This window comes from Streptomyces sp. NPDC045968 (assembly GCF_056430475.1).
The window spans coordinates 218270-240914 of record NZ_JBWKLF010000008.1 but is presented as its reverse complement, the minus strand read 5'-3'; the positions used below and the strand labels follow the sequence as shown (position 1 = coordinate 240914).

Annotated in this window: 16 protein-coding genes and 1 tRNA gene; 3 read left to right on the top strand and 14 right to left on the bottom strand. The window is 66.9% G+C overall.

What is annotated here, in order from left to right; translation table 11 throughout:
• Nucleotides 1-34: 34 nt before the first annotated feature.
• Nucleotides 35-2107 carry a PIG-L family deacetylase gene (locus tag AC07FA_RS23865; RefSeq protein WP_479078073.1) on the top strand — a complete coding sequence of 691 codons (2073 nt, stop codon included), beginning with the start codon at nt 35-37 and terminating at the stop codon, nt 2105-2107.
• Nucleotides 2108-2221: 114 nt separating this feature from the next.
• Here AC07FA_RS23865 and tuf read toward each other — a convergent pair whose 3' ends face one another.
• The 13 genes from tuf to AC07FA_RS23800 form a co-directional block, all read right to left on the bottom strand.
• Complete coding sequence (gene tuf, locus AC07FA_RS23860) at nt 2222-3415, bottom strand: elongation factor Tu (RefSeq protein ID WP_328905319.1); 1194 nt, start codon at nt 3413-3415, stop codon at nt 2222-2224.
• Nucleotides 3416-3574: 159 nt separating this feature from the next.
• Nucleotides 3575-5704, bottom strand: coding sequence for an elongation factor G (gene fusA / locus AC07FA_RS23855; protein WP_479078071.1), 2130 nt, complete (start codon nt 5702-5704; stop codon nt 3575-3577).
• Between the two features lie 38 nt (nt 5705-5742).
• A complete protein-coding gene (rpsG, locus tag AC07FA_RS23850) occupies nt 5743-6213 on the bottom strand; it encodes a 30S ribosomal protein S7 (protein ID WP_014154599.1) in 471 nt (156 codons plus the stop codon).
• 2 nt (nt 6214-6215) lie between these two features.
• The gene (rpsL, locus tag AC07FA_RS23845; RefSeq protein WP_003948652.1) at nt 6216-6587 is read right to left on the bottom strand and encodes a 30S ribosomal protein S12; all 372 of its coding nucleotides are present in this window, start codon (nt 6585-6587) and stop codon (nt 6216-6218) included.
• A gap of 455 nt (nt 6588-7042) precedes the next feature.
• Nucleotides 7043-10942, bottom strand: a complete 3900-nt coding sequence (locus AC07FA_RS23840) for a DNA-directed RNA polymerase subunit beta' (RefSeq protein ID WP_479078070.1) — start codon at nt 10940-10942, stop codon at nt 7043-7045.
• 94 nt (nt 10943-11036) lie between these two features.
• Nucleotides 11037-14522 (bottom strand): DNA-directed RNA polymerase subunit beta, encoded by a 3486-nt coding sequence (gene rpoB / locus AC07FA_RS23835; RefSeq protein ID WP_479078068.1) that lies wholly within the window; start codon nt 14520-14522, stop codon nt 11037-11039.
• Nucleotides 14523-15140: 618 nt separating this feature from the next.
• Nucleotides 15141-15524 carry a 50S ribosomal protein L7/L12 gene (rplL, locus tag AC07FA_RS23830; RefSeq protein WP_328905315.1) on the bottom strand — a complete coding sequence of 128 codons (384 nt, stop codon included), beginning with the start codon at nt 15522-15524 and terminating at the stop codon, nt 15141-15143.
• A gap of 84 nt (nt 15525-15608) precedes the next feature.
• On the bottom strand, nt 15609-16166 hold the full coding sequence (rplJ, locus tag AC07FA_RS23825; protein WP_479078066.1) for a 50S ribosomal protein L10: 558 nt from the start codon (nt 16164-16166) through the stop codon (nt 15609-15611).
• Nucleotides 16167-16570: 404 nt separating this feature from the next.
• Complete coding sequence (rplA, locus tag AC07FA_RS23820) at nt 16571-17293, bottom strand: 50S ribosomal protein L1 (RefSeq protein ID WP_361890020.1); 723 nt, start codon at nt 17291-17293, stop codon at nt 16571-16573.
• Between the two features lie 81 nt (nt 17294-17374).
• Nucleotides 17375-17809 (bottom strand): 50S ribosomal protein L11, encoded by a 435-nt coding sequence (rplK, locus tag AC07FA_RS23815; protein WP_010058817.1) that lies wholly within the window; start codon nt 17807-17809, stop codon nt 17375-17377.
• A 175-nt stretch (nt 17810-17984) separates the two neighbouring features.
• Entirely contained in the window at nt 17985-18908 is a 924-nt protein-coding gene (nusG, locus tag AC07FA_RS23810; protein ID WP_479078065.1) for a transcription termination/antitermination protein NusG, read from the bottom strand.
• 73 nt (nt 18909-18981) lie between these two features.
• Nucleotides 18982-19269: a preprotein translocase subunit SecE gene (secE, locus tag AC07FA_RS23805; RefSeq protein ID WP_328905311.1), complete on the bottom strand. Its 288-nt coding sequence runs from the start codon at nt 19267-19269 to the stop codon at nt 18982-18984.
• Nucleotides 19270-19375: 106 nt separating this feature from the next.
• Nucleotides 19376-19448: transfer RNA gene (locus tag AC07FA_RS23800), tRNA-Trp, on the bottom strand.
• Between the two features lie 214 nt (nt 19449-19662).
• Between AC07FA_RS23800 and AC07FA_RS23795 the strand changes: the two genes are divergently transcribed.
• Both AC07FA_RS23795 and AC07FA_RS23790 read left to right on the top strand, forming a co-directional pair.
• Complete coding sequence (locus tag AC07FA_RS23795) at nt 19663-20889, top strand: pyridoxal phosphate-dependent aminotransferase (protein WP_479078064.1); 1227 nt, start codon at nt 19663-19665, stop codon at nt 20887-20889.
• A 122-nt stretch (nt 20890-21011) separates the two neighbouring features.
• On the top strand, nt 21012-22022 hold the full coding sequence (locus AC07FA_RS23790) for an adenosine deaminase (RefSeq protein WP_479078063.1): 1011 nt from the start codon (nt 21012-21014) through the stop codon (nt 22020-22022).
• Here the strand turns inward: AC07FA_RS23790 and AC07FA_RS23785 are convergent.
• Nucleotides 22015-22611: a TetR/AcrR family transcriptional regulator gene (locus AC07FA_RS23785; protein ID WP_479078062.1), complete on the bottom strand. Its 597-nt coding sequence runs from the start codon at nt 22609-22611 to the stop codon at nt 22015-22017. The two genes, AC07FA_RS23790 and AC07FA_RS23785, sit on opposite strands and share 8 nt — an antisense overlap.
• Nucleotides 22612-22645: the final 34 nt, after the last annotated feature.

Genomic DNA, 22645 nt, shown 5'->3' with positions numbered 1-22645 from the left:
GGGCATCCCTCACGCCCGCTGCGGGGGAAGCGGAATGCGAAGGGTGCGCGGCGTGACGGATCGACCTGCTCTGCCAGAAACCGGTGTCCGCAGACGGACGGCGGTGATGGCGGCCACCGGCCTGGCGGTGCTCACCGCCTGTTCCGTGCCGGCCCCCCGGCGCCGGAACCCGATGCCGAATCCGGCTCCGGGCTTCCCGATCAGCTCCTCCGGGCGGGCCCGGCTGATGCAGATCCTCGCCCACCCGGACGACGACCTGTACTTCATGAACCCGGACGCCCGGGAGACCCTCGACTCCGGGACTCCCCTGGTCTGCGTCTACCTCACCGCGGGCGAGGCCGACGGTGTCAACAAGATCCCCGGTGCGCCCCACCCGGCCCCGGACAGGTCCGCGTACTCCTCCTCGCGCCAGCAGGGGCTCCGCCAGGCGTACGCCACCTTGCTCGGCCTCGACGGGTTCACCCCCTGGCAGCGGTCCGTGGTGACGCTGCACGGCCGGCACCTGGCCGAGTGCGACGTCCTGGCCGACGGCACCCGCCGGGTCGAGCTGATCTTCCTCGGCACGGCCATGCACACCTCGCACGGCCGCCTGGGACTGCCGAGCCTCTGGCACGACCGGCACCTCGTCCTGCGAACCGTGGTCGCCGACAACTCCCCTGTCCGCAGGGCGGGTTCGTATACGTACGAGGGGCTCGTCGACGTACTCGCGGGACTGCTGGAGCGGTACCGGCCGACCGTCGTCCACACCCTGGACCCCGATCCGGACATCCAGCACAGCACCGAGGCCGTCCGCCGGCGGGACAGCGAACAGCGCGGGTACTCCGACCACGCCGACCACACCGCGGCGGCCTGTTTCGCCTGGGCGGCGATGATCCGCTGGTCGGCCCGGTCCACCCGGAGCGGCGGAACCGTGCCCGCCTTCGTCGCCAGCTCGTTCCGCGGCTACTACAACCGCCACTGGCCCAAGAACCTGCCGCCGGCCGTGCTCACCCGGAAGGCCGGCCACCTCGTCCCCTACGGCGGCTCGCCCGACTGGGAGTGCGGCAACCCGGCCGGCTGCGGGGACTACAACGTGGGCGGCGACCGGCCCCTGACCAACAGGAAGGGCTGGGTCCGCTCCACCCACCACCGCTACCCGGGGGCCAGGCCGGCCCTCGCCGCCGGACCGGACGGCCCGCTGGTCGCGTACGGCGTGCTGGGTCTGCGGGCCGTCCGGTGGCGTGAGAGCGCGCCCGGCAGCGGGACCTGGGACGCTCCCGACGACCTCGGCGGCGGCCCGCTCGCCCCCGTACTCGGCTCGGCCACCCTCACCGACGGCAGGCAGCTCCTGTTCGGGCTGCGTTTCGCGGCGCTCGGCGGGCACGGCAGTGACAACGAGCGCGAGATCGTCCTGCTGGAACAGCGTTCCCCCGGCGGCGGGTTCAGCGCCTGGCGGGGCCTCGGCAATCCCGCCCGGGGACGGGACCACGGGCGCCGGATCGGCATACCGGTCGCCCTCGCCGCCCCGGACGGACGGGTCCACCTCTTCGTACGGAACGCCGAGGGCGGGCTCAGTACCCGGGTGCGCTCCGCGGCCGGGCGGTGGAGCGGCTGGCGTGACACGGGCGGCGGCCAGGTGCAGGACGGGTTCGCCGCCGCCGTCGACGGGGCGGGCCGCGTGCATGTCTTCGCGGCGGGCCATCACGCGGTGCACCACTGGACGCAGGACGCGCCGGGGGAGGCGCTGACCGCCCGCACCCAGCTCGACGAGGCTCCGGTGCCCGGTGTGGCACCGGCCGCTCTCACGGCCGCTGACGGGTCCGTGGAGGTGTTCTACCGGGCCGAGGCGCAGGCGGGGCTGACCACCGTGCGCTCGGGCGCCGTCGTGGAGCGCGACGACTTCGGCGGGTACGGACCCGTCACCGCGGCGGCGGCGCCCCGGGGTGCCGTCCTGCTCGGCCGCACCGCGGAGGGCCGGGTCCAGCTCCGTACGAGCAGCGGACTCCACGTACGGACCCAGGGGCCCGCGGCCCTCGACGGCACCGCGCTCCACGTCGACGCCGAGGGCCGGCCGAGCGTCGTGGGCCTGGGCCCGGACGCCGTGCCCTGGATCTGGCGGCCCGCGTAGGCCGCCGGGCCCGGCCCCCGGACACACAGAAGGGCCCCGGTCCACCGCTCGCGCGGCGGGCCGGGGCCCTTCTCGGTGCTCTGTGCGGAGCAACCAGGTCAGACAGTCAGGTAATTACTTGACGATCTTGGTGACCTGGCCGGCGCCCACGGTCCGGCCACCCTCACGGATGGCGAACTTCAGGCCCTCTTCCATGGCGACGGGCTGGATCAGCGAGACGTTCATGAGGGTGTTGTCGCCCGGCATGACCATCTCGGTGCCCTCGGGAAGGGTCACAACGCCCGTTACGTCCGTGGTACGGAAGTAGAACTGCGGGCGGTAGTTGTTGAAGAACGGGGTGTGACGGCCACCCTCGTCCTTCGACAGGATGTAGGACTGCGCCTCGAACTCGGTGTGCGGCGTGACCGAACCCGGCTTGATGATGACCTGGCCGCGCTCGACGTCCTCGCGCTTGATGCCACGGAGGAGCAGACCGACGTTCTCACCGGCCTGGCCCTCGTCGAGCAGCTTGCGGAACATCTCGATACCGGTGACCGTGGTGGTGACCTTCTCGGTCTTGATACCGACGATGTCGACGGTCTCGTTGACCTTGAGGACACCACGCTCGATACGACCGGTGACGACGGTGCCACGACCGGTGATCGTGAAGACGTCCTCGATCGGCATGAGGAACGGCTTCTCGACGTCACGCTCGGGCTGCGGGATCGACTCGTCGACGGCCTTCATCAGGTCGAGGACGGTCTGGCCCCACTCCTTGTCACCCTCAAGAGCCTTGAGCGCCGAGACCTTGACGACCGGAAGGTCGTCGCCCGGGAACTCGTACTCGGAGAGGAGCTCACGAACCTCGAGCTCGACGAGCTCCAGGATCTCCTCGTCGTCCACCATGTCGGCCTTGTTCAGCGCGACAACGATGTAGGGGACGCCGACCTGGCGGGCCAGGAGCACGTGCTCCTTGGTCTGCGGCATCGGGCCGTCGGTGGCCGCGACCACGAGGATGGCGCCGTCCATCTGCGCCGCACCCGTGATCATGTTCTTGATGTAGTCGGCGTGACCCGGGCAGTCGACGTGCGCGTAGTGACGCGACTCCGTCTGGTACTCGACGTGCGCGATCGAGATGGTGATACCGCGCTGGCGCTCTTCGGGAGCCTTGTCGATCTGGTCGAAGGCCGAGGCCTCGTTCAGGTCCGGGTACGCGTCGTGCAGCACCTTGGTAATGGCGGCCGTGAGGGTCGTCTTACCGTGGTCGATGTGACCGATGGTGCCGATGTTGACGTGCGGCTTAGTCCGCTCGAACTTTGCCTTCGCCACTGGGGTCCTCCTGAGTGGTTCTGTACGCCTTGCTTCATCGGCGCCAGGTGATCTTTGCTGGGATGCCGGGGCCCGGGGACATTCGCCGCATCGCTCGCGCGTCGCGTCAAATGCCCCACCGGGCTCCGGTGATAAGCCTAAAGCGTCAACTCGGGAGAGTTACTCGCCCTTGGCCTTCGCGATGATCTCCTCGGCGACGTTCCGCGGAACCTCGGCGTAGGAGTCGAACTGCATCGAGTAGCTTGCGCGACCCGAGGTCTTGCTGCGGAGGTCTCCGACGTAGCCGAACATCTCCGAGAGAGGCACGAGGCCCTTCACGACGCGAGCGCCGCTGCGCTCCTCCATGGCCTGAATCTGGCCACGGCGGGAGTTGAGGTCGCCGATCACGTCGCCCATGTAGTCCTCGGGCGTGGTGACCTCGACGGCCATCATCGGCTCGAGGAGCACGGGGGACGCCTTGCGGGCACCCTCCTTGAACGCCTGCGAACCGGCGATCTTGAAGGCGAGCTCGGAGGAGTCGACCTCGTGGTAACCACCGTCGAGAAGGGTGACGCGGACGCCGACCATCTCGTAACCGGCCAGGATGCCGAACTGCATGGCTTCCTGGGCACCCGCGTCCACCGAGGGAATGTACTCACGGGGGATGCGGCCACCGGTGACCTTGTTGACGAACTCGTAGGACGAGTCGCCACCCTCGATGGGCTCGAGGGCGATCTGCACCTTCGCGAACTGGCCGGTACCACCAGTCTGCTTCTTGTGCGTGTAGTCAATGCGCTCGACGGTCTTGCGGATCGTCTCGCGGTAGGCGACCTGCGGCTTGCCGACGTTCGCCTCGACGCGGAACTCGCGCTTCATGCGGTCGACGAGCACCTCGAGGTGAAGCTCGCCCATACCACCGATGATGGTCTGGCCGGTCTCCTCGTCGGAGTGCACCTGGAAGGAGGGGTCCTCCTCCGAGAGGCGCTGGATGGCGACACCCAGCTTCTCCTGGTCACCCTTGGACTTGGGCTCGATGGCGACCTGAATGACCGGCGCCGGGAAGTCCATGGACTCCAGGATCACCGGGTTCTTGTCGTCACACAGCGTCTCACCCGTGGTGGTCTGCTTCAGACCCATGACGGCGACGATGTCACCGGCGCCCACCGACGCGATCTCCTCACGCTTGTTCGCGTGCATACGGTAGATCTTGCCGATGCGCTCCTTCTTGCCCTTGACCGAGTTCAGCACCGCGGTGCCGGCCTCGAGGCGACCGGAGTAGATCCGGACGAAGGTGAGCTTGCCCAGGTGCGGGTCGCTAGCGATCTTGAACGCGAGACCGGAGAACGGCTCGTCGTCCGAGGGCTTGCGCTTGACGACAACCTCGGGGTCCTTGACGTCGTGGCCTTCGATGGCCTCGACGTCCAGGGGGGAAGGCAGGTAGCGGACGACGGCGTCGAGCAGGGGCTGAACGCCCTTGTTCTTGAACGCCGTGCCACAGAACACCGGGGTGACCGTGACGGAGTCCGCGCTGCCCTTGGACGCCAGCGTGATGCGACGGATGGCGTCGTAGAGCTGGTCCTCGGTGGGCTCGATGCCCTCGAGGTACAGCTCCATCATCTGGTCGTCGTTCTCGGAGACGGCCTCGAGCAGCTTTCCGCGCCACTCCTGAGCCGCCTCGACGTGGGTGTCCGGGATGTCGACGGTGTCGTACATCTCGCCCTTGGCGGTCTCGTCCGACCAGACAAAGGCCTTCATCGTCACGAGGTCGACGACGCCCTTGAAGTCGGCTTCGGCGCCGATGGGGAGCTGCATGACCAGCGGAACCGCACCGAGGCGGTCGACGATCATGTCGACACAGCGGTGGAACTCAGCACCGGTGCGGTCGAGCTTGTTGACGAAGCAGATACGCGGCACGCCGTAGCGGTCCGCCTGACGCCAGACAGTCTCGGACTGCGGCTCGACACCAGCCACACCGTCGAACACGGTGACGGCACCGTCGAGGACGCGGAGCGAACGCTCCACCTCGACCGTGAAGTCCACGTGACCCGGGGTGTCAATGATGTTGATCGTGTGGTCAACATCATTGAGCGGCCAGTGACAGGTCGTCGCGGCCGACGTGATCGTGATGCCGCGCTCCTGCTCCTGCTCCATCCAGTCCATCGTGGCAGCGCCGTCGTGGACTTCACCGATCTTGTACGAGACGCCGGTGTAGAACAGAATCCGCTCAGTGGTGGTCGTCTTGCCCGCGTCGATGTGGGCCATGATCCCAATGTTGCGGACCTTGGCCAGGTCAAGCGAAGTGGTGGCCATAAGGCTCAATCTTCTCTCGGTCTCGATGTGGGTAGCGACTACCAGCGGTAGTGCGCGAAGGCCTTGTTCGACTCGGCCATCTTGTGGGTGTCCTCGCGCTTCTTGACGGCAGCGCCAAGACCGTTGGAGGCGTCGAGCAGCTCGTTCATGAGGCGCTCGGTCATCGTCTTCTCGCGACGGGCGCGGGAGTAACCCACGATCCAGCGCAGCGAGAGGGTAGCGGCACGACCGGGCTTGACCTCGATCGGCACCTGGTAGGTGGCGCCACCGACACGGCGGGACTTGACCTCGAGCGAGGGCTTGACGTTCTCAAGCGCGCGCTTCAGCGTGATGACCGGGTCAGCGCCGGTCTTCTCGCGGAGGCCTTCCATGGCGCCGTACACGATCCGCTCGGCGGTGGAACGCTTGCCGTCGAGGAGGATCTTGTTGATCAGCGAGGTGACAAGAGGAGAGCTGTAGACCGGGTCGATGATGACCGGGCGCTTCGGGGCGGGGCCCTTACGAGGCATTCTTACTTCTCCTTCTTGGCGCCGTAGCGGCTTCGGGCCTGCTTGCGGTTCTTGACACCCTGGGTGTCGAGCGAACCGCGGATGATCTTGTAGCGAACACCCGGCAGGTCCTTCACACGGCCACCACGCACGAGCACGATGGAGTGCTCCTGCAGGTTGTGTCCCTCACCCGGGATGTAGGCCGTGACCTCGATACCGGAGGTCAGACGCACACGCGCGACCTTACGGAGCGCCGAGTTCGGCTTCTTCGGGGTGGTCGTGAACACACGCGTGCAGACACCACGACGCTGGGGCGAACCCTCGAGCGCGGGCGTCTTGTTCTTCTCGACCTTGTCCTGCCGGCCCTTCCGGACCAGCTGCTGGATCGTAGGCACTACTTCTCCGGTTTCTGTGTGCCGTTCGTTGAAACTAACCTGGAACACACCGACCCACGCGGTCGGGTGTGTCGAATACTGCAAGCTCCTGCCCGAGGGCGGGAGAGGCGCAGATTGCGGTGGCCACTTACGGACTCGCGATGCGGTTGAGGACACGCACCCGAGCCCAGGCACACCCCAGGCACAAGGCTTGAGCGTACCTACCTCACGGACTCCGGTCAAAACAAATGCTGTCCATCACAACGGGGCCGGTCACCGCCGGTCCCGTACGAGCCGCACAGCCCCACTCCCCCACCCGTCGCGACCCCGGCCGGCCGACCCGGCGGCCGCGATCCCGCAGAGGACCGGCGGAGGGCCCTCACGACGGTACGCCGCGACGCGCCGGCCCCTGGATACGCCGCAGGGCGGCCACCCCGTACGCAACGGGGTGGCCGCCCTGCGGCCGAACGACTCGCTTACTGGTTGTACGGACCGTAGTCGTAGTCCTCCAGCGGAACGGCCTGGCCGGAGCCCGTGCCGAACGGCGAGTAGTCGATGTCGTCGTAGCCGACGGCCGAGTACATCGCGGCCTTGGCTTCCTCGGTCGGCTCGACCCGGATGTTGCGGTAGCGGGACAGACCCGTACCGGCCGGGATGAGCTTACCGATGATGACGTTCTCCTTGAGGCCGATCAGGGAGTCCGACTTGGCGTTGATCGCCGCGTCGGTCAGGACCCTGGTCGTCTCCTGGAAGGACGCCGCCGACAGCCACGACTCGGTGGCGAGCGAGGCCTTGGTGATACCCATCAGCTGCGGACGGCCGGAGGCGGGGTGACCGCCCTCGGTGACCACACGACGGTTCTCGACCTCGAACTTCGACCGCTCGACCAGCTCGCCCGGCAGCAGCTCCGCGTCGCCGGACTCGATGATCGTCACGCGGCGCAGCATCTGCCGGATGATGATCTCGATGTGCTTGTCGTGGATCGACACGCCCTGCGAGTTGTAGACCTTCTGGACTTCGCCGACCAGGTGGACCTGGACCGCGCGCTGACCGAGGATCCGCAGCACGTCGTGCGGGTTGGTCGCACCGACGGTGAGCTTCTGGCCCACCTCGACCGCGTCGCCCTCGCCGACCAGCAGACGGGCACGCTTGGAGATCGGGAACGGCGTCTCCTCGCTTCCGTCGTCCGGGGTGACGACGAGCTTCTTCGTCTTCTCGGTCTCCTCGATCCGGACGCGGCCCTTGGCCTCCGAGATCGGGGCGACACCCTTGGGCGTACGGGCCTCGAAGAGCTCGACGACACGCGGCAGACCCTGCGTGATGTCGTCCCCCGCCACACCACCGGTGTGGAAGGTACGCATCGTCAGCTGGGTACCGGGCTCACCGATGGACTGGGCGGCGATGATGCCGACCGCCTCACCGATGTCGACCAGCTTGCCGGTGGCGAGCGAGCGTCCGTAGCAGAAGGCACAGGTGCCGACCGCGGACTCACAGGTCAGGACCGAACGGGTCTTGACCTCCTCGACGCCGGCGCCCACCAGGGCGTCGATCAGGACGTCACCGAGGTCGACGTTGGCAGGCGCGATGACCTTGCCGTCGACGACGACGTCCTCGGCGAGCATGCGGGCGTAGACCGAGGTCTCGACGTCGTCCGTCTTGCGGAGCACGCCGTCGGCGCCCTTGACCGCGATCTTCAGCTTGAGGCCGCGGTCGGTGCCGCAGTCCTCCTCGCGAATGATCACGTCCTGCGAGACGTCCACCAGACGACGGGTCAGGTAACCCGAGTCGGCGGTACGCAGGGCGGTGTCCGCCAGACCCTTACGGGCACCGTGCGTGGAGATGAAGTACTCCAGAACGGTGAGGCCCTCACGGAAGGACGCCTTGATGGGACGAGGAATCGTCTCGTTCTTGGCGTTGGACACCAGACCACGCATACCGGCGATCTGACGCATCTGCATCATGTTTCCTCGGGCACCCGAGTCAACCATCATGAAGATGGGGTTCGTCTTGGGGAAGTTCGCGTTCATCGCCTCGGCAACCTCGTTGGTCGCCTTGGTCCAGATCGCGATGAGCTCCTGCGTGCGCTCGTCCTTGGTGATCAGACCGCGCTCGTACTGCTTCTGGACCTTCTCGTCCTGGTCCTCGTAGCCCTTGACGATGGCCTTCTTGGCCTCGGGCACGACGATGTCCGAAACGGCGACGGTGACGCCGGAACGGGTGGCCCAGTGGAAGCCCGCCGCCTTCAGGTTGTCGAGCGTCGCCGCCACGATGACCTTGGGGTAGCGCTCGGCGAGGTCGTTGACGATCTCGGAGAGCTGCTTCTTGCCGACCGAGTAGTCGACGAACGGGTAGTCCTCGGGCAGCAGCTCGTTGAAGAGCGCGCGGCCCAGGCTCGTCCGCAGCCGGAAGGTGTCACCCGGCTGGTACTCGGGCTCGCCCTCCTCGGCGACCGGCGGCACCCAGCCACGCGGCGGGATGGTACCCACCGGGAAGCGGATGTCGACGGACGACTGGAGCGCCAGCTCGCCGGCGTCGAACGCCATGATCGCCTCGGCCGTGGAGCCGAACGCGCGGCCCTCGCCCTTGGTGTCACGGAGCTCACCGTCGGTGGTCAGGAAGAACAGACCCAGCACCATGTCCTGGGTCGGCATGGTGACGGGACGACCGTCGGCCGGCTTCAGGATGTTGTTGGAGGACAGCATCAGGATGCGGGCCTCGGCCTGCGCCTCCGCGGAGAGCGGAAGGTGCACGGCCATCTGGTCACCGTCGAAGTCCGCGTTGAACGCGGTGCAGACGAGCGGGTGGATCTGGATGGCCTTGCCCTCGACCAGCTGCGGCTCGAAGGCCTGGATGCCGAGGCGGTGCAGCGTCGGCGCACGGTTCAGGAGAACCGGGTGCTCGGCGATGACCTCTTCCAGGACGTCGTACACGACCGTGCGGCCGCGCTCGACCATGCGCTTCGCGCTCTTGATGTTCTGCGCGTGGTTCAGGTCGACCAGGCGCTTCATCACGAACGGCTTGAAGAGCTCCAGCGCCATGGCCTTGGGCAGACCGCACTGGTGCAGCTTCAGCTGCGGACCGACGACGATCACGGAACGCGCGGAGTAGTCCACACGCTTACCGAGAAGGTTCTGACGGAATCGACCCTGCTTGCCCTTGAGCATGTCGCTCAGGGACTTCAGCGGGCGGTTACCGGGACCGGTGACCGGGCGACCGCGGCGGCCGTTGTCGAACAGCGCGTCGACGGCCTCCTGCAGCATCCGCTTCTCGTTGTTCACGATGATCTCGGGGGCACCGAGGTCAAGGAGACGCTTGAGGCGGTTGTTGCGGTTGATCACACGGCGGTACAGGTCGTTCAGGTCGGAGGTCGCGAAGCGGCCACCGTCCAGCTGCACCATCGGACGCAGGTCCGGCGGGATGACCGGCACGCAGTCGAGCACCATGCCCTTGGGCTTGTTGCTGGTCTGCAGGAACGCGGAGACGACCTTGAGGCGCTTGAGCGCACGGGTCTTCTTCTGGCCCTTGCCGGTGCGGATGATCTCGCGGAGGCGCTCGGCCTCCTCGTCGAGGTCGAATGACTCCAGGCGCTTCTGCAGAGCAGCGGCACCCATGCAGCCGTCGAAGTACGTGCCGAAGCGGTCACGCAGCTCGCGGTAGAGCAGCTCGTCGCCCTCGAGGTCCTGGACCTTGAGGTTCTTGAAGCGGCTCCACACCTCGTCGAGGCGGTCGATCTCGCGCTGCGCACGGTCGCGCAGCTGCTTCATCTCACGCTCGGCACCTTCGCGCACCTTGCGGCGTACGTCGGCCTTGGCGCCCTCGGCCTCGAGCTCGGCCAGGTCGGTCTCGAGCTTCTTGGCGCGGTTCTCCAGGTCGGAGTCGCGACGGTTCTCGACCTGCTGACGCTCGACGGAGACGTGCGCCTCCAGCGAGGGCAGGTCACGCGTACGGCGCTCCTCGTCCACGAACGTGATCATGTACGCGGCGAAGTAGATGACCTTCTCGAGGTCCTTCGGAGCGAGATCAAGCAGGTAGCCGAGGCGCGACGGGACGCCCTTGAAGTACCAGATGTGGGTGACGGGAGCGGCAAGCTCGATGTGGCCCATCCGCTCACGACGCACCTTGGCGCGAGTGACCTCGACGCCGCAGCGCTCACAGATGATGCCCTTGAAGCGGACACGCTTGTACTTGCCGCAGTAGCACTCCCAGTCCCGGGTCGGACCGAAGATCTTCTCGCAGAAGAGTCCGTCCTTTTCGGGCTTGAGCGTGCGGTAGTTGATGGTCTCCGGCTTCTTCACTTCGCCGTGCGACCAGGTCCGGATGTCGTCCGCGGTGGCAAGGCCGATCCGCAGCTCGTCGAAGAAGTTGACGTCGAGCACTTGTCGTCAATCCCTCTTTCAGGGTCGAGTGTCAAACATGGTCTGAACGGTCCGGGGCGGCCGGGGCCTCACGAGGAGGCCCCGGCCAGGCCCGTCAGACCTCTTCGACGCTGCTCGGCTCGCGCCGGGACAGGTCGATACCGAGCTCTTCCGCAGCGCGGAAGACGTCCTCGTCCGTGTCGCGCATCTCGATGGACATGCCGTCCGAGGACAGCACCTCCACGTTGAGGCAGAGCGACTGCATTTCCTTGATGAGCACCTTGAAGGACTCGGGAATGCCGGGCTCGGGGATGTTCTCGCCCTTGACGATGGCCTCGTAGACCTTCACGCGGCCGGTCACGTCGTCGGACTTGATGGTCAGCAGTTCCTGGAGGGCGTAAGCGGCGCCATAAGCCTCGAGCGCCCACACCTCCATCTCACCGAAGCGCTGACCACCGAACTGAGCCTTACCACCCAGCGGCTGCTGGGTGATCATGGAGTACGGACCCGTCGAACGAGCGTGGAGCTTGTCGTCGACGAGGTGGTGGAGCTTGAGGATGTACATGTAACCGACCGAGACCGGCTCCGGGAACGGCTCGCCGGAGCGGCCGTCGAACAGGTTGGCCTTGCCCGAGGGCTGGACCAGCCGGTTCCCGTCACGGTTCGGGATCGTGGCCTTGAAGAGGCCGGTGATCTCGTCCTCACGGGCACCGTCGAAGACCGGGGTCGCGACGTTGGTGCCGGGGGCGACCTGGTCGGCGCCGATGGACTGCAGGCGCTGGGCCCACTCGTCACCGAGGCCGGAGACGTCCCAGCCGCGGCTGGCGAGCCAGCCGAGGTGGATCTCCAGGACCTGTCCCGGGTTCATTCGGGACGGGACACCCAGCGGGTTGAGGATGATGTCGACCGGGGTGCCGTCCTCCAGGAACGGCATGTCCTCGATCGGCAGGATCTTCGAGATGACGCCCTTGTTGCCGTGACGGCCGGCGAGCTTGTCACCATCGGTGATCTTGCGCTTCTGCGCGACGTAGACGCGAACCAGCTGGTTCACGCCCGGCGGCAGCTCGTCGCCCTCTTCGCGGTCGAAGACACGGACGCCGATGATCTTGCCGATCTCGCCGTGCGGGACCTTCAGCGAGGTGTCGCGCACCTCGCGCGCCTTCTCACCGAAGATCGCGCGGAGCAGACGCTCCTCCGGCGTCAGCTCGGTCTCGCCCTTGGGCGTGACCTTGCCGACGAGGATGTCTCCGGCCGTGACCTCGGCACCGATACGGATGATGCCGCGCTCGTCGAGGTCGGCGAGGACCTCTTCGGAGACGTTCGGGATGTCCCGGGTGATCTCCTCCGGGCCCAGCTTGGTGTCACGGGCGTCGACCTCGTGCTCCTCGATGTGGATCGAGGAGAGGACGTCGTCCTGCACGAGGCGCTGCGACAGGATGATCGCGTCCTCGTAGTTGTGACCCTCCCACGGCATGAACGCCACGAGCAGGTTCTTACCGAGGGCCATCTCACCGTTCTCGGTGGCCGGTCCGTCGGCGAGCACCTGCTCGGCGATGACCCGGTCACCCTCGGAGACGACAACCTTCTGGTTGACCGAGGTGCCCTGGTTGGAGCGCATGAACTTGGCGATGCGGTACGTGGTGTACGTGCCGTCGTCGTTCGTGACGGTGATGTAGTCCGCGGAGACCTCCTGGACCACACCGTCCTTCTCCGCCTTGAGCACGTCACCGGCGTCGGTGGCGCAGCGGTACTCCATGCCGGTGCCGACGAGCGGCGCCTCGGACTTGATGAGCGGCACCGCCTGCCGCATCATGTTCGCGCCCATGAGGGCACGGTTGGCGTCGTCGTGCTCCAGGAAGGGGATCATCGCGGTGGCGACGGACACCATCTGGCGCGGCGAGACGTCCATGTAGTCGACGTCCGTGCCGGGCACGTAGTCGACCTCTCCGCCACGACGGCGGACCAGGACGCGGGGCTCGGTGAAGCGCAGCTCGTCGGAGAGCGTCGCGTTCGCCTGGGCGATGACGTAACGGTCTTCCTCGTCGGCCGTGATGTAGTCGACCTCGTCGGTGACCTGGCCGTCGACGACCTTGCGGTACGGCGTCTCGATGAAACCGAACGCGTTGACGCGTCCGTACGAGGCGAGCGAACCGATCAGACCGATGTTCGGGCCTTCAGGGGTCTCGATCGGGCACATGCGTCCGTAGTGGGACGGGTGCACGTCACGGACCTCGAAGCCGGCCCGCTCACGGGACAGACCACCCGGGCCAAGAGCCGACAGGCGGCGCTTGTGGGTGAGACCCGACAGCGGGTTGTTCTGGTCCATGAACTGCGACAGCTGGCTGGTGCCGAAGAACTCCTTGATGGAGGCGACGACCGGCCGGATGTTGATCAGGGTCTGCGGCGTGATCGCCTCGACGTCCTGAGTCGTCATGCGCTCACGCACGACGCGCTCCATACGAGCCAGACCCGTACGGACCTGGTTCTGGATGAGCTCGCCGACGTTACGCAGACGACGGTTGCCGAAGTGGTCGATGTCGTCGGTCTCGACGACGATCGAACGACCGGACTCACCGACGGTCTCGGTCTCGCCCGCGTGCAGCTTGACCAGGTACTTGATCGTCGCGATGACGTCGTCGCTGGTGAGCACACCGGCGTCCAGCGGCTCATCCGCGCCGAGCTTCTTGTTCACCTTGTAGCGGCCGACCTTCGCGAGGTCGTAGCGCTTCGGGTTGAAGTAGAGGTTCTCGAGCAGCGTCTGAGCAGCCTCGCGCGTGGGCGGCTCGCCCGGGCGCAGCTTGCGGTAGATGTCGAGCAGCGCGTCGTCCTGGCCCTGGGTGTGGTCCTTCTCCAGGGTGGCGCGCATGGACTCGTACTCGCCGAACTCCTCGAGGATCTGCTCGGTGGTCCAACCGAGAGCCTTCAGGAGTACGGTCACGGACTGCTTGCGCTTGCGGTCGATGCGGACACCGACCATGTCGCGCTTGTCGATCTCCATCTCCAGCCAGGCACCCCGGGACGGGATGATCTTCGCGGAGAAGATGTCCTTGTCGGACGTCTTGTCGATCGAGGAGTCGAAGTAGACACCCGGCGAGCGGACCAGCTGCGACACGACGACACGCTCGGTGCCGTTGATGACGAAGGTGCCCTTGTTGGTCATGAGCGGGAAGTCGCCCATGAAGACCGTCTGGGACTTGATCTCGCCGGTCTCGTTGTTGGTGAACTCGGCCGTGACGAAGAGCGGCGCGGCGAACGTGAAGTCGCGCTCCTTGCACTCCTCGATCGAGTTCTTCGGGGGCTCGAAGCGGTGGTCGCGGAACGTAAGCGACATCGACCCGGAGAAGTCCTCGATCGGTGAAATCTCCTCGAAGATTTCCTCCAGGCCGGACTTGGTGGGGACGTCTTGTCCACTGTCCAGAGCAGCCTCGACGCGAGCCTTCCAGGCGGCATTACCGAGGAGCCAGTCAAAGCTCTCGGTCTGCAGCGCGAGGAGGTTCGGAACCTCGAGGGGCTCCTTGATCTTTGCAAAAGAGATGCGCAGCGGGGCGGTGCTGGCGCCGTTGTTCGTATTCGCGGTCGAGGCGTTGCGCGAGGCGGCCAAGAGGGGGTCCTTCCGAGGGCTCGGACTCACTACGCGCGTACCGGTCCCAAGTGGACACGAAGACAGGCCGTTCCTGAATCAGCCATGAATGGCCAGGTCAGAGAGGATCGGTCATCGGTGCTCAGATTGGGTATGCCCCTGGTGACGGGCAGGAGGCAGCTAACAGGCAGCGCAAAGGGTCAGTGTAGCCAATGGCCACACTGATGTCCAGTCGGGGTTCTCAGAGACCCACGTTGCTCTCAACAGCTCTTCTCAACACCTATGCCTAGCCCTCGCGCGAAGTGCGCACTTCTTTACTGCCCTCTTCACTCTCGATCCATGCCTCGGATACGGATCGATGTGACGACGCGTCCTGAGAATTGCGCGCCGCGTGCGGTTCGTCAAGGCCCCTCAGCCGGGACGAGGTCCCGGAGGCCCGCTCCGACCGCCCCAGAACGCCTGCTGGCGGCCCCTGAGAGGCGCACGGCGAAGATCACGATACTCGTCACCGGCAGAAGAGCAAGGCAGCCGCCACGGGTACGCCAAAGGGCGACCACCCGAATGGGTGATCGCCCTTTGCGATGTGACATCCCCGCCTTGCGGCAGGGACGGTCCTGAGGAGTCAGATGACTCGCAGGGTCACTTGACCTCGACGGAGGCGCCGGCGCCCTTGAGGGACTCGGCAGCCTTCTCGGCGGCCTCCTTGGCGACCTTCTCGAGGACGGGCTTCGGGGCGCCGTCGACGAGGTCCTTGGCCTCCTTGAGACCGAGCGAGGTCAGCTCACGCACGACCTTGATGACCTGGATCTTCTTGTCACCGGCGGCGGTGAGGATGACGTCGAACTCGTCCTGCTCCTCAGCGGCCTCGGCAACGGCGCCCGGGCCGGCGGGGCCGGCGACGGCGACGGCCGCGGCGGCGGTGACGTCGAACTTCTCCTCGAACGCCTTAACGAACTCGGAGAGCTCGATGAGGGTGAGCTCCTCGAACTGGGCGAGCAGGTCTTCCTGGCTGAGCTTCGCCATGATGGCGGGTCCTTCCACTAATTCGGCAGGTGCCGGATGTATATGTCGGCGGGCGTACGTGGTGCCCGCTGGACCACCGAGTGGTTACTCGGCAGCCTCGGCGGGAGCCGGCGTACCGGCACCGCCCTGCTCGGCCTTCTTGGCGCGAAGCGCTTCCGCGGTGCGGACGAACTTCGACGGCAGAGCCTGGAAGAGCTGCGCAGCCTGAGTCTGCTTGCCCTTCATGGCGCCGGCCAGCTTGGCGAGCAGAACCTCGCGGGACTCGAGGTCCGCGAGCTTCTTGATCTCATCGGCGGACAGCGCCTTACCGTCAAGGACACCGCCCTTGATGATGAGGTTGGGGTTCTCCTTGGCGAAGTCACGAAGACCCTTCGCCGACTCCACCGGGTCACCGGTGATGAAGGCAACCGCCGTCGGACCCGAGAACAGGTCGTCCAGCGTGTCGATCCCGGCCTCGTTGGCCGCAATCTTGGTCAGCGTGTTCTTCACCACGGCGTACTGGGCGTTCTCACCGAGCGAACGACGCAGCGTCTTGAGCTGCGCCACGGTGAGACCCCGGTACTCGGTCAGCACGGCGGCGTTCGAGCTGCGGAACTGGTCCGTCAGCTCGGCTACCGCGGCAGCCTTGTCGGGCCTTGCCATGAGCGTCGGCCTCCTTCCGGGTGATGAGGACCGCTCAGAAGGAACCGGCAAAAACAAAACGCCCCGGCACAAGTGCCAGGGCGTAGCTCAACCGCACGAAGTCCGGGAGCTTTCCACAGTCACCTGCGCAGGTCGTCCGTTCTCGACGGAGCCTTCGGTCACCGGTCCCTCTTACGAGAGCACAGCAACGACCAGCGGTCTTTGGCTTCTTCAGGAGAGTACGCGACCGGGGGCACGCGGAGCAAATCCGTCCCGGTTCGAGCGGTCCGGGAGGTTTGGAACGCGGGTGTGCGGGCCGCTCGGCCACGATCGCGTCCCTGCGGATACGGGGACGGGCCCCGCACCTCGGAAGGTGCGGGGCCCGTCGGAATGCCGTGACGCGGCTACCGGATGAGCACGGGGGCTCAGACGGAGGCCGGGTCCTCCTCGACGAGGAGGTTGCGCACGCGGTTGGCGTCCAGCGGGATGCCGGGGCCCATCGTCGTGCTCATGGTCGCCTTCTTGATGAAGCGACCCTTCGCGGCGGAGGGCTTCAGACGGAGGATCTCCTCCAGCGCCGCGCCGTAGTTCTCGACCAGCTTCGTGTCATCGAAAGAGGTCTTTCCGATGATGAAGTGGAGGTTCGAGTGCTTGTCGACGCGGAACTCGATCTTGCCGCCCTTGATGTCGTTGACAGCCTTGACGACATCGGGGGTGACGGTGCCGGTCTTCGGGTTCGGCATCAGACCACGCGGACCGAGCACGCGGCCCAGGCGGCCGACCTTGCCCATGAGGTCCGGAGTGGCGACGACGGCGTCGAAGTCCAGACGGCCCTTCGCCACCTCGTCGATGAGCTCGTCGGCGCCGACGATGTCGGCGCCCGCGGCTTCCGCGGCCGCAGCACGGTCACCGGTCGCGAAGACCAGGACCCGGGCGGTCTTGCCGGTGCCGTGCGGGAGGTTCACGGTGCCACGGACCATCTGGTCGGCCTTGCGAGGGTCAACACCCAGGCAGAACGCGACCTCGACGGTGCCGTCGAACTTGGTGGCGGCGGTGTCCTTGGCGATACGGACGGCCTCGAGCGGGGCGTAGGTGCGCTCCCGGTCGATCTTGGCGTCCGCAGCGCGGAGGTTCTTGCTGCGCTTCACTTCTACTCCTGTGGTTTCAGAGTGTGGAGTCGTGGTGCGGACCAGCGCTTGGTCCTACCACTGAGGGCTTGAAGGGCTGGATCAGCCTTCGACCGTGATGCCCATGGAACGGGCGGTGCCAGCGATGATCTTCGACGCGGCGTCGAGGTCGTTGGCGTTCAGGTCGGGGAGCTTCGTCGTGGCGATCTCGCGGACCTGGGCAGCCGTCAGCTTGGCGACCTTGGTCTTGTGCGGCTCGCCGGAGCCCTTGTCCACACCCGCGGCCTTGAGGATCAGCTTGGCGGCCGGCGGAGTCTTCGTGATGAAGGTGAAGGAGCGGTCTTCGTAGACCGTGATCTCCACCGGCACGACCATGCCACGCTGCGACTCGGTCGCGGCGTTGTAGGCCTTGCAGAACTCCATGATGTTGACGCCGTGCTGGCCCAGTGCGGGGCCGACCGGCGGAGCCGGGTTGGCCGCACCGGCGTTGATCTGGAGCTTGATAAGCCCCGTGACCTTCTTCTTCTTGGGAGGCATTGCTCTCTCCGGGTCCTAGTGAGAGTTTTTCGCCGACATCCGGTCATCCGGATGCAGGCATACCGCACAACGATAACGGGTATAGCTGCGCGACCAAAAACCGAGCAGGTCAGACGGCTGCGAGAGCCTGTCTGACCTGCTCGGTAGGCATGTGTCCAGAAACCTGCGGAAGCTGCTAGTTCTTCTGGATCTGGTCGAAGCTGAGCTCGACCGGGGTCTCGCGACCGAAGATCTCGACGAGGCCCTTGACCTTCTTCGAGTCGGCGTTGATCTCGTTGATCGTCGCCTGGAGCGTCGCGAAGGGGCCGTCGGTGACGGTGACCGAGTCGCCCACCTCGAAGTCCAGCACCTGGACCTCGACCTTGCGGGACGGAGCCGGCTTGCCCTCGGCCTCGGCAGCCTCGCGGGCTGCCTTCTCCTCGGCCTCGGGGGCGAGCATCTTGACGATCTCGTCGAGGGTCAGCGGGTACGGGTCGTAGGCGTTGCCCACGAAGCCGGTGACGCCGGGGGTGTTGCGGACAACGCCCCAGGACTCGTTCGTCAGGTCCATGCGCACCAGGACGTAACCCGGGAGCTTGTTCTGACGGACGTTCTTCCGCTCACCGTTCTTGATCTGAACGATCTCTTCCTCGGGGACTTCCGCCTGGTAGACGAACTCCTCGACGTTGAGCGAGACGGCGCGCTGTTCGAGGTTCGCCTTCACGCGCTTCTCGTAACCGGCGTACGTGTGGATGACGTACCACTCGCCCGGGAGAGTGCGGAGCTCCTCGCGCAGGGCGGCGACGGGGTCGACGGGGGCGGCCGGCTCGGCCTCTTCCTCGTCGGCGCTCTCGTCGTCGGCGGCCTCGGCCACCTCTTCGTCGGCTTCGTCGGCTTCGTCGGCGAGCTCTTCGTCGGACTCCTCGTCCGCGGACTCGTCAGCGTCGGACTCGACGTGCAGGGCGGCCTCCTCGGAGGGCTCACCCGCGGCTTCGTCGGCAGCTTCGGCCTGGTCGGGCTCCACGGAGTCCGCCGCCTCAACGATGTCGAGCTCGTCCTCGGCGGACTCGACGGCGTCCACCGTAGGTTCGGCGGCGTCGTTCAGGTTCGGGTCAGACACGATGGCTGCTTCTTCCTGGATACAAATGGGTGGAACATGCGAAAGGGGCGCCTGTGAGGCGCCCTCCGCGGGATCAGCCGAAGACGTACTTGATGACCCGCGCGAATCCGAAGTCAATCACGGTAACAAGACCGATCATGACGACCACGAACACAATCACCACGGATGTGTACGTCGTCAGCTGGTTGCGAGTCGGCCAGACGACCTTGCGCAACTCGGCGACGATCTGGCGGTAGAACAGCGCGAGACGGCCCAGGGGGCCCTTCTTACCGCGCTTGCCGCCCTTCCGAGTCTTCTTCTTCGACTCAGGGACTTCATCCTCGGCATCAGGCATGTCGATGGAGCCCACGGCGTCCGTCACGCTACTCACCTGATTCCGGGTCGTGGCCGTGCCGCGCCCGGGGGAGCCGCACGACTGTGCAATGAAGTACGTACATGCGCACACATCCTGGCGAAGATGTGTGTAGCAGGGCCGGAGGGACTTGAACCCCCAACCGCTGGTTTTGGAGACCAGTGCTCTACCAATTGAGCTACGACCCTTTGTGGTTTCCACCAACCTACCGCATCCCCCCGGATGGACCGGGTGCGAAAACGGTGTGACCGGTGAAGGCCAACGACAGGTGAGTGTACGTGCTCAGGGCCGCCGCGTCGAACAGATAGGAACCGACCGGTCCTGTCCGCATGCTGTCCGAGTGCTGTCCGGTCCCTGAAACCCGTGTGCCGACGGCTTTTCCGGTCTGGGAGCATGGGCGCCATGAGCGCTGCAACTTCTCCCTCCGAGCGTCGGGTCTCCGCCCGCATCGGTGCGATTTCCGAGTCCGCGACCCTCGCCGTCGACGCCAAGGCCAAGGCCCTCAAGGCCGCAGGCCGTCCGGTGATCGGCTTCGGCGCCGGTGAGCCGGACTTCCCGACCCCCGACTACATCGTCGAAGCGGCGGTCGAGGCATGCCGCAACCCGAAGTACCACCGCTACACCCCGGCAGGCGGGCTCCCGGAGCTCAAGGCCGCCATCGCGGAGAAGACACTGCGCGACTCCGGATACGAGGTCGACGCCTCCCAGGTCCTGGTGACCAACGGCGGCAAGCAGGCCATCTACCAGGCGTTCGCCGCGATTCTCGACCCGGGCGACGAGGTCATCGTCCCGGCCCCCTACTGGACCACCTACCCGGAGTCCATCCGTCTCGCCGGCGGTGTCCCCGTCGATGTCGTGGCCGATGAGACCACCGGCTACCGGGTCTCCGTCGAGCAGCTCGAAGCGGCGCGCACCGAGCGTACGAAGGTCGTCCTCTTCGTCTCGCCGTCCAACCCGACCGGCGCCGTCTACAGCGAGGCCGACGCCGAGGCGATCGGCCGCTGGGCCGTCGAGCACGGCCTGTGGGTGCTGACCGACGAGATCTACGAGCACCTCGTCTACGGCGACGCCGCGTTCACCTCGCTCCCGGCGATCCTGCCCGAGCTGCGCGACAAGTGCATCGTGGTCAACGGTGTCGCCAAGACGTACGCGATGACCGGCTGGCGCGTCGGGTGGATCATCGGCCCCAAGGACGTCGTGAAGGCCGCGACCAACCTCCAGTCGCACGCCACCTCCAACGTCTCCAACGTCGCCCAGGCCGCCGCGCTGGCAGCCGTTTCCGGGAACCTGGACGCGGTCGACGAGATGCGTACCGCCTTCGACCGCCGCCGGCAGACCATCGTGCGGATGCTCAACGAGATCGACGGCGTCGTGTGCCCGGAGCCGGAGGGCGCGTTCTACGTGTACCCCTCGGTGAAGGCGCTGCTCGGCAAGGAGATCCGCGGCAAGCGTCCGGCCACCTCGGTCGAGCTCGCGGCGCTCATCCTGGACGAGGCCGAGGTCGCCGTCGTACCGGGCGAGGCGTTCGGTACGCCGGGCTACCTCCGGCTGTCGTACGCGCTCGGTGACGCGGACCTCGCCGAGGGCGTCTCGCGCCTCCAGAAGCTGCTGGGCGAGGCCAAGGACTGACCGCTCACCCGTCGAACAGGCAGACCCCCGGATCCGTCCGGGGGTCTGCTTTTTTGTTCGAGAACCGGCTCAAGAGGGAAAGCGGCTACCGCGACGGCCCGCCCGTACGGCAGGATCTTGGGATGGAGCGCGATGTACGGCTGTTGCCCAAGGCCCACCTGCACCTGCATTTCACCGGGTCGATGCGGCCCACGACGCTGCTCGAACTGGCCGACAAGTACGGCGTGCGGCTGCCCGAGGCGCTGACCGGCGGCGAGCCGCCGAGTCTGCGGGCGACGGACGAGCGGGGCTGGTTCCGTTTCCAGCGCCTCTACGACATCGCCCGGTCCTGCCTGCGGTCGCCGGAGGACATCCAGCGGCTCGTGCGCGAGACCGCCCAGGAGGACGTCGCGGACGGCTCGGGGTGGCTGGAGATCCAGGTCGACCCCACCTCGTACGCCCCGCTGCTCGGCGGGCTGATTCCGGCGATCGAGATCATCCTCGACGCCGTGGACTCCGCGGCCCGGGACACCGGGCTCGGCATCCGGGTCGTGATCGCGGCCAACCGGATGAAGCACCCCCTGGACGCGCGCACGCTGGCACGGCTGGCCGTGCGGTACGCGGACCGCGGTGTCGTCGGCTTCGGGCTCTCCAACGACGAGCGCCGCGGGATGGCCCGTGACTTCGACCGGGCCTTCGCCATCGCCCGCGAGGGCGGGCTGCTCGCGGCCCCGCACGGTGGCGAGCTCTCCGGTCCTTCGAGCGTGCGGGACTGCCTGGACGACCTCGACGCGTCCCGGATCGGGCACGGCGTCCGGGCCGCCGAGGACCCGCGGCTGCTGCGGAAGCTGGCGGAGAGCGGGGTGACCTGCGAGGTCTGCCCGGCCTCCAACGTGGCGCTCGGGGTCTACGAGAAGCCGACGGACGTCCCCATTCGCACCCTGTTCGAAGCGGGCGTGCCGATGGCACTCGGCGCGGACGATCCGCTGCTCTTCGGCTCCCGGCTGGCCGCCCAGTACGACCTCGTACGGCGCCACCACGCCTTCACCGACGAGGAGCTGGCCGAGCTGGCGCGGCAGTCCGTACGGGGGTCGGCGGCACCGGCGGACGTACGGGAGAAGCTGCTCGGCGGGATCGACGACTGGCTCAGCTGATTCCGCGCAGCAGGGTACGGGCGAGCGAGGCGGCGAATTCGTCCAGCGGCTGCGGTGGCGTGCCGCCGGGGGACATGTCGTAGGCGAAGGCGCGCTGGGAGCAGGCGCCGAGGAGCAGGGACGCGGCGGCGTAGGTGTCGGCCCCGGCGTGGACGCGGCCCGCGCGCTGCTCGGCGCGGAGGTAGGCGTCGACGCCCTGAATGGGCTTGTGCGGGCCGGTTCCCATCTCGCGCATGGCGGCTTCGTGCCGACGCTTGAGCCGGGGCTCGGCGTACAGCGACGCGGCCATCGGGAACGTCTGCTCGTAGAAGAGCGCGGCCCGGCGGGCGATCTCGGTCAGGTTCTCCTCGACGGTGCCCTCGCCGGGCTCGGCGGTGAGCCGGCTCAGGAGGGTGCCGAGCCTGGGCAGCCGCTCGACGAGCACGGTCACGAAGAGCTCTTCCTTGCTGCTGAAGTACTTGTACAGCGCGGCCTCGGAGCAGCCCGCCGCCTTGGCGATCTCCTTGGTTGTCGCCCGCGCGAGGCCGATGCCGAGCATGAGTTCATGGGCGGCCTCGATGATGCGGACGCGGGCCGGCTTCTGCTCCATGCGTGCTCCAACCAACCTTGACGAGCGGTGAGTG

Bases quoted from the DNA above. Each gene is read 5' to 3' on its own strand.
- AC07FA_RS23785 (WP_479078062.1), bottom strand. From the start codon at position 22,611: ATGGAGCAGAAGCCGGCCCGCGTCCGCATCATCGAGGCCGCCCATGAA.
- rplJ (WP_479078066.1), bottom strand. From the start codon at position 16,166: ATGGCAAGGCCCGACAAGGCTGCCGCGGTAGCCGAGCTGACGGACCAG.
- AC07FA_RS23865 (WP_479078073.1), top strand. From the start codon at position 35: ATGCGAAGGGTGCGCGGCGTGACGGATCGACCTGCTCTGCCAGAAACC.
- AC07FA_RS23790 (WP_479078063.1), top strand. From the start codon at position 21,012: ATGGAGCGCGATGTACGGCTGTTGCCCAAGGCCCACCTGCACCTGCAT.
- rplL (WP_328905315.1), bottom strand. From the start codon at position 15,524: ATGGCGAAGCTCAGCCAGGAAGACCTGCTCGCCCAGTTCGAGGAGCTC.
- rplK (WP_010058817.1), bottom strand. From the start codon at position 17,809: ATGCCTCCCAAGAAGAAGAAGGTCACGGGGCTTATCAAGCTCCAGATC.
- fusA (WP_479078071.1), bottom strand. From the start codon at position 5,704: ATGGCCACCACTTCGCTTGACCTGGCCAAGGTCCGCAACATTGGGATC.
- rpsG (WP_014154599.1), bottom strand. From the start codon at position 6,213: ATGCCTCGTAAGGGCCCCGCCCCGAAGCGCCCGGTCATCATCGACCCG.
- AC07FA_RS23795 (WP_479078064.1), top strand. From the start codon at position 19,663: ATGAGCGCTGCAACTTCTCCCTCCGAGCGTCGGGTCTCCGCCCGCATC.